This is a genomic window from Agromyces excoecariae, assembly GCF_051715505.1.
GTDB lineage: Bacteria > Actinomycetota > Actinomycetes > Actinomycetales > Microbacteriaceae > Agromyces.
Map to the genome: position 1 here is coordinate 128,784 of NZ_JBPSLA010000004.1, position 12,629 is coordinate 141,412.

Sequence of the window (12,629 nt, forward strand, 5' to 3'; positions counted from 1 at the left end):
CCTCTTCTCGGTGGGGGGTGTTCACCCGGATGCCTCCGGGCGGGTGCCTACTTCAGGGAGCCGGAGCCGAGGCCCGTGCGCCAGTAGCGCTGAAGCAGCAGGAACGTGATGATCAACGGGATGATCGAGAGCAGCGAACCGACGAGCACGTAGGTGCGCAGCTCGGGGAACTGGTTGATGGTCGAGTTCCAGGCGTAGAGGCCGTAGGTGACCGGGAACAGCTCTTCGCTCCGCAGCATGATGAGCGGCAGGAAGAAGTTGTTCCAGATGGTGACGAACTGGAACAGGAACACGGTCACGAGCGCCGGGAACATGAGCCGGATCGAGACGGTGAAGAACGTGCGGAGCTCGCCCGCGCCGTCCAGCCGGCTCGCCTCGAGCAGTTCGTCGGGCACGGATGCCTCGGCGAACACTCGCGAGAGGTAGACGCCGAACGGGCTGACGACGCTGGGCAGGAAGACCGCCCAGAACGTGTCGGTGAGCTGCACCCGGCTGAACAGCAGGAACAGCGGGAGCGCGAGCGCCGTGGCGGGCACCAGCACGCCGCCGAGAACGACGTTGAAGATCGTCTCGCGACCCGGGAACCGGTACTTCGCGAGGGCGTACCCGCACATCGCCGCGAGCACGGTCGCGACGACCGCCCCGAGCCCGGCGTAGAGCAGGCTGTTGAGGATCCATCGGAGGTAGACGCCGTTCCGGTAGTCGAACAGCGCGCCGATGTTCTCGAACAGCTGGAAGTCGGCGAACCAGAGCGGGTTGGTGCTGAACAGCTGGCCCCGGTCCTTGGTGGAGGCCACGAGGAGCCACCAGATCGGCACCAGGAAGTAGAGCGTGAAGACCGCCATCACGATCATGGCGCCGGTCCGCGAGAACAGGCTCTCGCGGGGACCGCGTCCGCGCGTTGCTCCCGGATGGGCGTCGCCGCGCCGGCCGATTCCGCGGGGGTTCACCGTGGGCGAGGCCGAGGTCGCCTCGGGTTCGATGGCGGTGCTCATGCGTCCGCCCCCTTCCGTCGGGTGAAGCGCAGGAACGCGAACGAGAGGATGAACGTGGCGAGCGCGAGCACGACCGAGAAGGCCGCGGCGAGCGACACGTTCGGGACCGCGCTCGTGGCGTAGATCGTCATGTTCGGCGTGTAGGTGCTCGTGACCGCCGAGCTGAAGGAGCGGAACGTCTGCGGCTCGGCGAGCAGCTGCAGCGTGCCGATGATCGACAGGACCGCGGTGAGCACGAGCGCAGGGCGGACGAGCGGGATCTTGATCGACCACGCGATGCGGGCCTGGCCCGCGCCGTCGATGCGCGCCGCCTCGTACACCTCCTGCGGGATGGCCAGCAGGGTCGAGTAGATGATGAGCATGTTGTAGCCGACGAACACCCAGGTCACGACGTTCGCGATCGCCCAGAGGACGAAGTCGGCCGAGAGCAGGTCGACGCGGCTCGTGAGCGCCTCGAAGGGCGAGAGGTTCGGCGAGTAGAGGAAGCCCCACATGATCGCCGCGATCACGCCCGGCACCGCGTACGGGGCGAAGAACGCGAGCCGGAAGAACTTCTTGCCGCGGATCAGCGGCGAGTCCAGCAGGAGCGCGAACAGCAGTGCGAGGCCGAGCATGACGGGTACCTGGACGACCCCGAACAGCAGCACGCGGCCGACCGAGGTCCAGAACGCCTCGTTCTGGAAGACGAGCGCGTACTGCTGGAAGCCCCCGAAGACCTCCGTCGCGGCGCCGTAGGTGCCCTCCCGTTCGACGACGAGCATCGACTGCCAGATCGCCATGCCGATGGGCACGAGGTAGAACAGCGCGAACATCACCGCGAACGGCGCGACGAACGCGACGATCGCCCAGGGATGCTGCACCCGGCGGCGGCGCGGCGCCCGGGTCGTCCCGCCGGCACGCGCGACGTCGCGCGTTCCGGTGGGGGTGGTCATGGGTGCGGTCATGCCGCTCCCTCCTCTCTGATCACGCGGACCGCGCCGGCCGGCACCACGAGGCGCCCCTCGACGGCGGTTCCCGTCGTGAGCTCGGTGCCGTGCACCACGATCTCGACGTCGTCGTCTCCGTGGTTCACGACGAAGGTGTAGGCGCGCTCGTCGTCGACGCGGCGCGTGACCTCGACGTCGGCCGACGCACCGGCGACGGATGCCACGCCGGCACCGTCCAGCGCTCGCCCCACGAGGTCGCGCAGGTCGTCGCGACCGAGCAGGGTCGCGAGGTACCAGGCGTCGCCTGCGCCGTCGGCGCCCGTGCGGCGGGTCACGGCGGGTCGACCCGAGGCGGGGCCGCCGCTGAACCGGTCGAGCACCGCGGCATCCGTCGCCTCGAGGCGTTCGGCCCAGAGGGAGGCGACCGCGCCCGACTCGAGCGGGATCGCGGTGCCGGGCTGGACGGGAGCGAACTCCGCGACCCGGATGCCGAGGAGGTCGCGCCATGCGCCGGGATAGCCGCCCGGACGCACGCGGTCGTGCTCGTCGACGATGCCGCTGTAGAAGGTCACGAGCGCGTGGGTTCCCGTTGCCACGGCGGCGTCGAGCGCCGCGGCATCCGCATCGGAGACGAGGTAGAGGCCCGGCGCCACCACGAGCCGGTAGCCGGTGAGGTCGGCGCCGGGGCGGACCACGTCGACCGTCGCGCCGAGGTCGTGGAGCGCGCCGTAGAGCGCGTGCACCTGGTCGAGGTACTCGATGGCGTGGGTCGGACGGTTCTCGGCGTCGGACGCCCACCACGACTCCCATGAGAAGAGCAGCGCCACGTCGGCGTGGACTCGCGTGCCGGCGACCTCGTCGAGCGCGCCGACGATCCGGCCGAGCTCGACCACCTCGCGCCAGAGGTCTGAGTCGGTGCCGGCGTGCGGAACGAGCGCGGAGTGGAACTTCTCGGAGCCCTGCAGCGACGCGCGCCACTGGAAGAAGCACACCGCGTCGGCACCGCGCGCCACGTGCGCGAGCGAGTTGCGCAGCAGCTGGCCCGGCTCCTTCGCGAGGTTGACCGGCTGCCAGTTGACCGAGCCCGTCGAGTGCTCCATGAGCAGCCACGGCTCGCCGCCCGCGAGGCCGCGTGTGAGGTCGGCCGCGAACGCCAGCTCGGTCCGGGGCTCGCCCAGCCGGTGGTCGAGGTAGTGGTCGTTCGCGACCACGTCCATCTCCGGCGCCCACGACCAGTAGTCGAGGTCGCGGATGTGCGCGGTGACCATGAAGTTGGTGGTGATCGGCAGGGCGCTGTGCCGGCGGATCGCCTCGGCCTCGGCCCGGTAGTAGCCGAGGAGCTCGTCGGAGGAGAACCGGTGGAAGTCGAGCACCTGGCCGGGGTTGCGGGTCGAGATCGTGAGCTTCGGGGTGAGGATCTCATCCCAGTCGGTGTAGCGCTGGCTCCAGAAGCTGGTGCCCCACGCCCGGTTGAGCTCGTCGATCGTGCCGTGGCGCTCGCGCAGCCAGCGCCGGAAGGCCTGCGTGCTCGCCTCGCAGTGGCAGAGCGCGTTGTGGCAGCCGAGCTCGTTCGACACGTGCCACAGCTCGACGGCCGGGTGCGCGCCGTACCGCTCGGCGACCGCGTCGACGAGCGCGAGCGCGTACCGTCGGAACACCGGCGAGCTGGGGCACCATGCCTGGCGGCCGCCCGGGTAGCGGGTCGTGCCGTCCTCGACGACGGGGAGGATCTCGGGGTGGCGCGCGGTGAGCCACGGCGGGGGCGACGAGGTGCCGGTGCCGAGGTTGACCCGGATGCCTGCGGCGTGGAGCAGCTCGATCACCTCGTCGAGCGCGGCGAAGTCGAACGCGCCGTCGGGGCCCTGGAGGGCGGCCCAGCCGAAGACGTTGATGGCGACGAGGTCGACGCCCGCCTCGCGCATGAGCGCGACGTCCTCGCGCCAGGTGGCCGGCTCCCACTGCTCGGGGTTGTAGTCGCAGCCGAACGCGACGCCTTGGTGCTGGAAGCGGGGGCGAGCGGCGGCGGGCGCAGGCGCGGCCTGCTGCGGCGGGATCGGCGCCAGCGTCGTCGCGGGGTGGTCCACGGTGCTCCCGGTGATCGTCGTTGATTCTGTGAACGTGCACAGTTTTGCCCGAGCTGAACCTCCGGGCGATTTCTGTGAACGTACACAGAATGCCATCGCGCCTCGCTCGTGTCAACACCCCGCCGCAGTACAGTGAGTCGCATGACGACGAGGCAGGCCCGGTCCAAGCGGGCCACCGTGCACGACGTCGCGCTCGAGGCCGGCGTCTCGCGCGGCACCGTGAGCCGCTACGTCAACGGCGAACGCTACGTGTCGGCGGCGGCGCGCGAGGCCATCGAGGCCGCGATCGAGAAGGTCGGCTACGTGCCGAACACCGCGGCGCGCAACCTCGTCATGCAGCGCACCCAGGCCGTCGGCTTCATCGTGCACGAACCGCACTCCCTCTTCGTGGAGGATCCGAACATCGGCGAGATCCTGCTCGGCGCCAATACGCGGTTGTCGGAAGCCGACCACCAGATGGCCGTGCTGATCGTCGACACCGAGCGGGACACCGATCGGGTCGCGCGCTACCTCTCAGGCGGCCTCGTCGACGGCGTGATCATCGTGTCCGCCCGCGCCGACGACCCGGTCACGCGCGTCGTCGAGCGGCTCCAGCTCCCGGCCGCGTACGTCGGCCACCCGCCGGGCGCCGCGGCGTCCGCCTCGTTCGTCGTCATCGACAACGTCGGTGCGGCCGCGTCGATCACGCGTCGGCTCGTCGAGACCGGGCGTCGTCGGATCGGCATGATCGCTGCAGCGCTCGACCGCGATTCCGGCACCGATCGGCTGACCGGCTTCCGCGAGGCGCTGGGCGACGCGTTCGACGAGGCGCTCGTCGAACCCGTGCCGCTGTACTCCTACTCGGCCGGCCGCGACGGGATGCGCCGGCTGCTCGAGCGCGCGCCCGACCTCGACGGCGTCTTCGCGGCATCCGACGCCGTCGCCGCGGGGGCGATCGAGGCGATCAAGGAGACCGGTCGGAGCGTTCCCGACGACATCGGCGTCGTGGGCTTCGACGACAGCGCGTGGGCGCTGCGCACGACGCCGGCGCTCTCAACCGTGCGCCAGCCGGCGGCCGGGCTCGGCGCCGAGGCCGCGCGGCTCGTGCTCGCCCGACTGCGCGGCGACGAGCCGCCGGCCGAGGTGCGGCTCGACTGCGACATCGTGTGGCGCAGCTCGGCCTGATCAGCGCAGCGCGTCGGCGATCGGGGTCTCCCCCCGGTTGAACCGGATGGTGCGGCCCACCGTGGCGGGCTCGACGAGGGCCGCCGCGACCGTCGCCGCGACGTCGGCGCGATCGACGTCGGAGCTCTCCTCGGCGGTCGCGTCGATGCGGCCCGTGCCGGGGCCGTCCGAGAGGGTCGACGGCCCGAGGATCGTGTAGTCGAGCCCGGAGGCACGGAGGTGCTCGTCGGCGTCGGCCTTCGCGTCGGCGTAGTGCCGGAACGCGCTGTCGGCGGGAACGCGGTGGTCGACGCGCGACCCGAAGTACGACACCATCACGTACCGTCCGACGCCCGCCTGCGCCGCGGCATCCATCGACCGCACCGCGGCGTCGTGGTCGACCGCGCGCGTCCGCACCGGATCGCCGCCGCCCGCCCCCGCCGACCACACGACCGCATCGTGGCCGGCGATGAGGTCGGCGAGCCCGGCGACGTCGAGCGCCTCCACGTCGGCCACGATCGGGTTCGCACCGGTCGCCTCGACCTCGGCGGCGTGGTCGGGATTGCGGATGACCGAATCGACCTCGTCGCCGCGTTCCGTCAGGATCTGCGCGAGCTGCAACGCGACCCGACCGTGTCCGCCGATGACCAGCACCTTCGCCATGAGAGCCTCCCCGCCCGTTCGACATCACCACGGTACCGACGGATGCCGCGGGCGGCCACCGTCCGTCGATGCGGTTCCGATGCTGGCGCCCGCGTCCGTCCGCGCGCCAGAATGAGGCTACGGACACACACGGAGGTGCGCATGTCGGTCGAAACGGTGCTCTGGGGGGCGATCTTCGGGATCATGGCGGTCGGCGGCGTCGGCCTCGCCGCCTGCCTGTGGGTGTTCGCGCGCGCACCGAAGCGGTGAGCTCGCCCGCCGCCGCCCGCGCGGCGCTCCGTCGATGACGACGCTGCAGAGCGCGGGCGTGCTCCTCTTCCGCCGCACGCCCGGGCTCGAGGTCTTCATCGCGCACATGGGCGGGCCGTTCTGGGCGGGCCGGCACGAGCGGGCCTGGTCGATGCCGAAGGGTCTCATCGACCCGGGCGAGTTCCCCCGCGACGCGGCGTTCCGGGAGTTCGAGGAGGAGGTCGGGGTTCCCGCACCCGATGTCGCCTACGTCGAACTCGGAACGGTCCGGGCGTCCGCCAAGAAGGTGCTGCGCGTCTTCGCGGGCGAGGCGCCCGACTTCGAGCTCGCGGAGCTCCGCGCGGGCACCTTCGAGCTGGAATGGCCGCCGAGGTCGGGCCTGAGGGAGACGTTCCCCGAGATCGACGAGGCACGGTGGGCCTCCGTCGACGAGGCACGCGAGCTGCTGGTCAAGGGACAGGTCGCCGCACTCGACCGGCTCGAGGCCGCGATCGCCACCGGCGATCACGGCGGCTGAACGGCCGCCGATCAGCCCACGGGCACGCCGTCTCCGACGTCGTCGGACGATCTCCGTCGCCCGAGGTGGAGGTGCTTGCGCTCGTCGAGCGACGGATCGGGCGCTTCCCACACCTTCACGATCGCCCAACCGACGGCCGTCAACGGGACGGCGAGCACGGCGCCGGCGATGCCGCCGAGGATCGTGCCCGCGGTGAGGGCGATGAGCACGACGAGCGGATGCAGCTTCAGAGACTGGGCCATGACGACCGGCTGCAGCAGGTCGCCCTCGAGCTGGTTCACGGCGATCACGATCGCGACCACGATGAGGGCGACGATCGGCCCGTTGGCGACGAGGGCGACCAGGGCCGCGAGGATGCCGGCGACCGTCGCACCGACGAGCGGGATGAACGCCGTGAGGAACACGATGACCGCGAGCGGCAGCGCGAGGGGCACCTGGAGGATCGCGAGGCCGATCCCGATCGCGACGGCGTCGACGAGCGCGACGATCGCGGTGCCGCGCACGTAGCCGCCGAGCACCTTGACGCTCGTCTCGCCGATGCGCCGGCCCCGCTCGAGCCGCTCGCCCCGGAACGGCCGCATGAAGAACGCCCAGATCCGGTCGCCGTCCTTCAGGAAGAAGAACAGCACCACGAGCATCAGCACGAGCCCGGTGACGAACTCGGTCGCCTGCGAGACGCCGGTGAGCGCGCTCTGGCCGAACTCCGCACTCGTGACGAAGTCGAGGATGCCGTCGCGCCAGGCCTCGAGTTGCGCCTCGTCGATCGGGATCGGCAGCGTCTGCACCCAGTCGACGAGGTCCTCGAAGCCCGCGACGGCCGAGTCCGCGAGGTCGTCCCATTGGGAGCGGACCGCGAACACGATGGCCGTGACGATCCCGCCGAGCACGAGGATGCCGCCCAGCAGCGCCGTCCACGCGGCGAGGATCGGCGGCATCCCGCGACGGAGCCACCCGATGACCGGGCTCGCGGCCGACGCGAGGATGAGCGCGACGAGCACGGGGATCACGATGAGGGTGACCCGGGTGAGCGCCCACACGCCGAGCGCGCCGAGCGCGATCACGATGAGGATCTGGAGGCTCCGAACCGACCACCTGCCGAGCCGGTCGTTCCAGATCGGGCCGCCGGCGCCGCGGTGCGCGCGCTCGGCGCCTTCGGGCGCGACGGGGGCCGGATCTCGTGCTGGACGACGTCGGAGGACCATGGCTCGACGATAGGCGCGGCGCACGCGCGGGCGAAGGGCTTGACCCGGTGCGTCCGCGACCCGCCCGGCGTGATCCGGGTCGATCGGATCGGCGTTTCCGCGGGTCGGCGAGCGTCGCGCGCGGCCTAGCATTCAGCATGTCCTCCCCGACCATCCGCGACCTCAGCCACCCGATCGTCGACGGCATGACGGTCTACCCGGGCGACCCGGTCGTGCACCTCGTGCCCGCGCTCGGGATCGTCCGCGACGGCGTCGCCGTCACGTCGCTCGCACTCGGGTCGCACTCGGGCACGCACGTCGATGCTCCGTCGCACGCCGTGGCCGGCGGGCGGACCATGGCCGAGGTCGCACTCGACGAACTCGTCGGCGACGCAGTCGTGTTCCACCTCGATGAGCTGGCCGACGGCGAGGTCTACGGACTCGGCGAACTCGCCTCTGCGCTGCCCGACGGCGTGCTGCCCGAGGCGCTGCCCTCGATCGCGATCATCGACACCGGGTGGTGGCGGTGGTTCGGCGACGAGCGCGCGCTGCGGCATCCGTCACTCGATCCGGCTGCTGCGGCCGAGCTCGTCGCCCGTGGCGTGCACGTGCTCGCGGTCGACACCCTGAGCCCCGATCCGACGGATGCCGCGGGCACGACGTCGTTCCCGGTGCACGACGCGGTGCTCGGCGGCGACCACCTGATCGTCGAGAACCTCGCGGCGCTCGACGGCCTGCCGACGCTCGTGCGCGTCGGGTTCTTCCCCCTCCCGCTCGGCGGCGACGGGGCGCCCGTGCGGGCGGTCGCCTTCGCCGACTGACCGGGGTTCCGCGGCGCCGGGAACGCGAGCAGACTGGGGCGATGGACCTCGGTGCGTTCTCCGTCAGCCTCGCCGTCGACGACCTCCCCGCCTCTCGGAGGTTCTACGAGAGGCTCGGATTCGAGGCGTTCGGCGGCGACGCCGACCAGGGGTGGCTGATGCTCCGCAACGGATCCCACGTCATCGGGCTCTTCCACGGGATGTTCGAGCGGAACCTCCTCACGTTCAACCCCGGATGGGACCAATCGGCCGCCGAGGTCGACCCGTTCACCGACGTCCGCGAGCTGCAGCGGCGCCTCCGCGAGGCCGGCGCCGAGTTCGTCTCGGAGGTCGACGAGGGCGGGTCGGGACCGGGGAGCTTCATCGTCGTCGATCCCGACGGCAACCCCGTGCTCGTCGACCAGCACCGCTGACGGGCGCGGCGATGGACCCGGTACAGGCACTCGAGGAGATCGCGTCGCTGCTCGAGGTGCAGCTCGCATCTCCGTTCAAGGCGAAGGCGTTCCGGCGCGCAGCTGGGGTGATCGGCCCGCTCTCCGACGACGAGCTGCGCGCGCGCGCCGCCGACGGCCGGTTGAAGAGGACCCCCGGCATCGGCGACTCGAGCCTCGGCGTCATCGTCGAGGCGCTCGACGGCAGGGTGCCGGGCTACCTCGCCGACCTCCGCGAGAAGGCCGGGGTCGAGACCTCGACGGGCCTCCGGGCGCTGCTGCGCGGCGACCTCCACGCGCACTCGGACTGGTCGGACGGCACGACGAGCATCGCCGCGATGGCGCGCGCCGCGGCATCCGCCGGGCTCGAGTACTTCGCGCTCACCGACCACTCGCCGACGCTCCGCGTCGCCAACGGGCTCTCGCCCGAACGGCTGGAATCGCAGCTCGAGATCGTCGGCGCACTGAACGCCGGGCTCGGCGAACCCGACCGCGACGAGGACGCGCGCGGCGATCGCGACCGAGGCGGGCTCGGCGTGCGGATCCTCACCGGCATCGAGGTCGACATCCTCGAGGACGGCGTCCTCGACCAGCGTCCCGACCTGCTCGATCGCCTCGACGTGGTGGTCGCGAGCGTGCACTCGAAGCTGCGCTCGCCGCGCGAGGAGATGACGAAGCGGATGCTCCGCGCCATCCGCGACCCGCGCATGAACGTGCTCGGGCACTGCACGGGGCGGCTCGTGCAGGGCTCGCGCGGCACGCGGCCGCAGTCGGAGTTCGATGCGGAGGCCGTGTTCGCCGCGTGCGCCGAGCACGACGTGGCGGTCGAGGTCAACTCGCGGCCGGAGCGCCAGGACCCGCCCGACGACCTCATCGCCGTCGCGCTCGAAGCCGGCTGCCGGTTCTCGATCGACACCGACGGGCACGCGCCCGGCCATTTCGGGTTCCTCGCACTCGGCGCCGCCCGCGCCGAGGCCGCCGGCATTCCGCCTGAGCGGATCATCACGAACTGGGACGCCGACCGCCTCGTCGACTGGGCGGGATCGAAGAAGCGGGTCGCGCCCTAGCCGTCGACCGCCGACCCGGGAGACGAGCTCCCGTCGGCGCGCTCCGCCAGCCAGTCGAGCACCTCGGGCACCACGCCGAGGACGGCCACGTGCCCGTCGTCGAGTCGCATCCAGAGCCGCGCGTCGGGCAGGCCCGCCACGAGGCGCACGGCGTGCGCGCGCGGGATCACGCGGTCGAGCTCGCCCTGCACGAGGAGCACGGGTGCTCGTACGGCGGCCGGGCCGAAGCCCCAATCGCGGGTGAACGCCACGTCGTCGTCAACGAGTCCGCCCGGACCCGCCGACTCAGCGCGCCCGGCATCGCGGCCGACGGCGCCCCACTCGCCGGCGAGCACGGCGAAGTCGGCGTCGATGAACTGCGCGGGGTCGAACTCGTCGGTCTCGGCGAACCGCATGCGGTCGTCGCGGGAGGCGGCCGCCGCACGCAATGCGCCGGGCGCGTGCATGCCGTCGAACCAGTCGTCGCCGTCGAACGGCGCCGGGCTCGCGAGCACGGCGACGGCGCTCACGCGATCGGGCAGCAGCGCCGCGCACGCGAGCGCGTGCGGGCCGCCGCCCGAGTACCCCATGACGGCGAACCGGTCGATGCCGAGCGCGTCGGCGATCGCGGCGACGTCGGCGGCGACGGAGGCCACGCTCCGCGCCGGTCGCGGCGTCGATCCGCCGTAGCCGGGGCGCGCGAAGGTGACGAGCCGGATGCCGCGCGCCCGTGCCGCATCGGCGAGCGGCTCGAGCGGCTCGCCCGTGTGCGGCGACCCGGCGTGCCAGACGACCACGGGTGCGCCCGGTGCCGGCGAGCCGGTGTCGAACGCCCGCACGACCCCGCCGTGCGGGGAGGGCACGTCGACGGTCGTCGTCTCCACGCGATCGTCCGCTATCGCTCGACCGCCCGTCGCTCGTCGCGGCGGGTCACGAGCCACTTCAGCCAGAAGAACACGGCGACTGCGACGACGCCCACGATGGCCAGCTTCACGACGAACCACAACACGCTGAAGACCACGTCGACGAGGACCCACGCGATCACGACGGCGGCGATGACGCCGAGGACGGTCCAGACGGTGCGGCTCATCCTTCGAGCCTAGCCCGGCGTGGACTCACCGCGTCATCCCACCGCGCGGCGGCCGGGTGGACCAGAGCGCCAGCCCGATGAGCAGCGGCTGGAAGAACAGTCGAACGAACCGCGCGCGGTCGGTCGTGAGCCCGAACGCGTCGCGGCGCTCGCGCCACTGCGCGATGTTGCCTGGGAACACTGCGGCGAAGAAGGCCGCCACGATCCAGCCGACGCGCGACCGCTCCCGCGGGAGCACGACGAGCGCGGCGCCGAGCCCGACCTCGACGACCCCCGAACCGACGACCACTGCGTCGGCATCCATCGGCACCCACGGTGGCACCTGGGCACGGAACTCGCGCCTCGCCCAGGTGAGGTGGGAGACGCCCGCGAACACGAGGCTCGCGGCGAGGAACCGACGGCCGGCGGTGCGCGCGGGCGTCGACGGTGGCACTGATGGCGAACGGGTCATGCGGTCGAGCCTAGGCAGCGCCGCCGAGGCCGTCAGCCCTGGACGCGTCCGGACCTCGCGGCGATGCGCTTCAGCAGCGGGGGCTTCGCGACGAACCACGCGACCACCATGACGACGACCGACAGCGCGAAGATCACGACGCCGACCCAGTCGTCGGCGTCGCGCGCCGCGTACATCTGGTTGAGCTTCCGAAGGGCGCCCGTCGAGAGCACGAGCACGACGTGCACGAACGTGAAGGCGAGGAAGAACAGCATCACGGGGTAGTGGACGGCACGCGCCATCCGCTCGGTCCTCGCCGACGCCCAGCGCCCCTCGACGGGCCAGATCGACGACAGCCGCAGCCCGGTGATGAACGCGAGCGGCGCCGCGATGAACACGACCGTGAAGTAGGCCAGCTGCTGCAGCGCGTTGTAGACGATCCACGAGTCTTCGGTCGGCCACTCGAGCGATGCGTACTGCAGCGCGGCGGAGATCGCGTTGGGGATCACCGCCCAGTCGGTCGGCACGATCCGGAGCCACTGGCCGGTCGCGAAGAGCAGCACGATGTAGGTGATGCCCACGAGCACCCAGAGGGCATCGAGCCAGAGGTGGAACCAGAGCCAGATGCCGAGGCGGCGGGGCGCGCGCTTCGTGCGCGGCCACCGCGTGTTGTCGCGCGTCCAGAACCCGGGCGGGCGGCGCTTGCCGCGGAGCTCGAGCCCGGTCTTCACGAGCAGCACGAGGAAGAACGCGTTGAGGAAGTGCTGCCACCCGAGCCACCACGGGATGCCCACCGGCGTGCCCTCGGGCGGCGGCACGATGCCCGGATACGCCTCGAGGAACGACTGCACGGCCGGTACGCCGACGATGAGCCGGGCGATGACCACGGTCACGGCGAACGCGACGACCGCGATCACGGCACCCCAGAGCACGCGCGTGCGCTGCGCCTTCCACCATTCGGCGGCGCGGGCGGACGTCGTGGGGGTCGTGGTCATGCGGCGTCGGGTCCTTCTCCAACGGGTTCCGGCGGCGGCCGGCTGCCCGGGCGGCGCA

The 12,629-nt window shown here is 72.0% G+C and carries 14 protein-coding genes; 5 read left to right on the top strand and 9 right to left on the bottom strand.

Annotated features, from left to right (window positions below):
• Positions 1-47: 47 nt before the first annotated feature.
• Genes ACSJD1_RS05380 through ACSJD1_RS05390 form a run of 3 tightly spaced genes read right to left on the bottom strand, consistent with a single transcriptional unit; the run spans position 48 to position 4,005 of the window.
• Positions 48-995: a carbohydrate ABC transporter permease gene (locus ACSJD1_RS05380; RefSeq protein ID WP_438854285.1), complete on the bottom strand. Its 948-nt coding sequence runs from the start codon at positions 993-995 to the stop codon at positions 48-50.
• Positions 992-1,939, bottom strand: coding sequence for a carbohydrate ABC transporter permease (locus ACSJD1_RS05385; RefSeq protein ID WP_438854286.1), 948 nt, complete (start codon positions 1,937-1,939; stop codon positions 992-994). Before ACSJD1_RS05385 ends, ACSJD1_RS05380 begins: the two co-directional genes overlap by 4 nt.
• Positions 1,936-4,005: a beta-galactosidase gene (locus ACSJD1_RS05390; protein ID WP_438854287.1), complete on the bottom strand. Its 2,070-nt coding sequence runs from the start codon at positions 4,003-4,005 to the stop codon at positions 1,936-1,938. Before ACSJD1_RS05390 ends, ACSJD1_RS05385 begins: the two co-directional genes overlap by 4 nt.
• Before the next feature lie 141 nt (positions 4,006-4,146).
• On the opposite strand from ACSJD1_RS05390, the gene ACSJD1_RS05395 reads away from it, so the two are divergent.
• Entirely contained in the window at positions 4,147-5,169 is a 1,023-nt protein-coding gene (locus ACSJD1_RS05395; RefSeq protein WP_438854288.1) for a LacI family DNA-binding transcriptional regulator, read from the top strand.
• On the opposite strand, the gene ACSJD1_RS05400 is transcribed toward ACSJD1_RS05395, so the two are convergent.
• On the bottom strand, positions 5,170-5,811 hold the full coding sequence (locus ACSJD1_RS05400) for an SDR family oxidoreductase (protein WP_438854289.1): 642 nt from the start codon (positions 5,809-5,811) through the stop codon (positions 5,170-5,172). It abuts the gene before it with no gap.
• 283 nt (positions 5,812-6,094) lie between these two features.
• Here ACSJD1_RS05400 and ACSJD1_RS05405 point away from each other — a divergent pair, with 283 nt between their 5' ends.
• Positions 6,095-6,577, top strand: coding sequence for an NUDIX domain-containing protein (locus tag ACSJD1_RS05405; protein WP_438854290.1), 483 nt, complete (start codon positions 6,095-6,097; stop codon positions 6,575-6,577).
• An 11-nt stretch (positions 6,578-6,588) separates the two neighbouring features.
• On the opposite strand, the gene ACSJD1_RS05410 is transcribed toward ACSJD1_RS05405, so the two are convergent.
• Positions 6,589-7,779, bottom strand: coding sequence for an AI-2E family transporter (locus ACSJD1_RS05410; protein ID WP_438854291.1), 1,191 nt, complete (start codon positions 7,777-7,779; stop codon positions 6,589-6,591).
• Between the two features lie 137 nt (positions 7,780-7,916).
• Here ACSJD1_RS05410 and ACSJD1_RS05415 point away from each other — a divergent pair, with 137 nt between their 5' ends.
• From ACSJD1_RS05415 to ACSJD1_RS05425, 3 genes are read left to right on the top strand one after another with little or no spacing between them, the layout of a single operon-like run.
• A complete protein-coding gene (locus ACSJD1_RS05415) occupies positions 7,917-8,579 on the top strand; it encodes a cyclase family protein (RefSeq protein WP_438854292.1) in 663 nt (220 codons plus the stop codon).
• A 41-nt stretch (positions 8,580-8,620) separates the two neighbouring features.
• Positions 8,621-8,992 carry a VOC family protein gene (locus tag ACSJD1_RS05420; RefSeq protein ID WP_438854293.1) on the top strand — a complete coding sequence of 124 codons (372 nt, stop codon included), beginning with the start codon at positions 8,621-8,623 and terminating at the stop codon, positions 8,990-8,992.
• An 11-nt stretch (positions 8,993-9,003) separates the two neighbouring features.
• A complete protein-coding gene (locus tag ACSJD1_RS05425) occupies positions 9,004-10,077 on the top strand; it encodes a PHP domain-containing protein (RefSeq protein ID WP_438854294.1) in 1,074 nt (357 codons plus the stop codon).
• On the opposite strand, the gene ACSJD1_RS05430 is transcribed toward ACSJD1_RS05425, so the two are convergent.
• From ACSJD1_RS05430 to ACSJD1_RS05445, 4 genes are read right to left on the bottom strand one after another with little or no spacing between them, the layout of a single operon-like run.
• Positions 10,074-10,940 (bottom strand): alpha/beta fold hydrolase, encoded by an 867-nt coding sequence (locus ACSJD1_RS05430; protein WP_438854295.1) that lies wholly within the window; start codon positions 10,938-10,940, stop codon positions 10,074-10,076. The two genes, ACSJD1_RS05425 and ACSJD1_RS05430, sit on opposite strands and share 4 nt — an antisense overlap.
• 11 nt (positions 10,941-10,951) lie before the next feature.
• The gene (locus tag ACSJD1_RS05435; RefSeq protein WP_438854296.1) at positions 10,952-11,146 is read right to left on the bottom strand and encodes a hypothetical protein; all 195 of its coding nucleotides are present in this window, start codon (positions 11,144-11,146) and stop codon (positions 10,952-10,954) included.
• Between the two features lie 25 nt (positions 11,147-11,171).
• The gene (locus ACSJD1_RS05440) at positions 11,172-11,597 is read right to left on the bottom strand and encodes a DoxX family protein (RefSeq protein WP_438854297.1); all 426 of its coding nucleotides are present in this window, start codon (positions 11,595-11,597) and stop codon (positions 11,172-11,174) included.
• Between the two features lie 32 nt (positions 11,598-11,629).
• Positions 11,630-12,571 (bottom strand): cytochrome b/b6 domain-containing protein, encoded by a 942-nt coding sequence (locus ACSJD1_RS05445; RefSeq protein ID WP_438854298.1) that lies wholly within the window; start codon positions 12,569-12,571, stop codon positions 11,630-11,632.
• Between the last annotated feature and the right edge of the window lie 58 nt (positions 12,572-12,629).

Bases quoted from the DNA above. Each gene is read 5' to 3' on its own strand.
- ACSJD1_RS05380 (WP_438854285.1), bottom strand. From the start codon at position 995: ATGAGCACCGCCATCGAACCCGAGGCGACCTCGGCCTCGCCCACGGTG.
- ACSJD1_RS05385 (WP_438854286.1), bottom strand. From the start codon at position 1,939: ATGACCGCACCCATGACCACCCCCACCGGAACGCGCGACGTCGCGCGT.
- ACSJD1_RS05395 (WP_438854288.1), top strand. From the start codon at position 4,147: ATGACGACGAGGCAGGCCCGGTCCAAGCGGGCCACCGTGCACGACGTC.
- ACSJD1_RS05400 (WP_438854289.1), bottom strand. From the start codon at position 5,811: ATGGCGAAGGTGCTGGTCATCGGCGGACACGGTCGGGTCGCGTTGCAG.
- ACSJD1_RS05405 (WP_438854290.1), top strand. From the start codon at position 6,095: ATGACGACGCTGCAGAGCGCGGGCGTGCTCCTCTTCCGCCGCACGCCC.
- ACSJD1_RS05410 (WP_438854291.1), bottom strand. From the start codon at position 7,779: ATGGTCCTCCGACGTCGTCCAGCACGAGATCCGGCCCCCGTCGCGCCC.
- ACSJD1_RS05415 (WP_438854292.1), top strand. From the start codon at position 7,917: ATGTCCTCCCCGACCATCCGCGACCTCAGCCACCCGATCGTCGACGGC.
- ACSJD1_RS05420 (WP_438854293.1), top strand. From the start codon at position 8,621: ATGGACCTCGGTGCGTTCTCCGTCAGCCTCGCCGTCGACGACCTCCCC.
- ACSJD1_RS05425 (WP_438854294.1), top strand. From the start codon at position 9,004: ATGGACCCGGTACAGGCACTCGAGGAGATCGCGTCGCTGCTCGAGGTG.
- ACSJD1_RS05435 (WP_438854296.1), bottom strand. From the start codon at position 11,146: ATGAGCCGCACCGTCTGGACCGTCCTCGGCGTCATCGCCGCCGTCGTG.
- ACSJD1_RS05440 (WP_438854297.1), bottom strand. From the start codon at position 11,597: ATGACCCGTTCGCCATCAGTGCCACCGTCGACGCCCGCGCGCACCGCC.
- ACSJD1_RS05445 (WP_438854298.1), bottom strand. From the start codon at position 12,571: ATGACCACGACCCCCACGACGTCCGCCCGCGCCGCCGAATGGTGGAAG.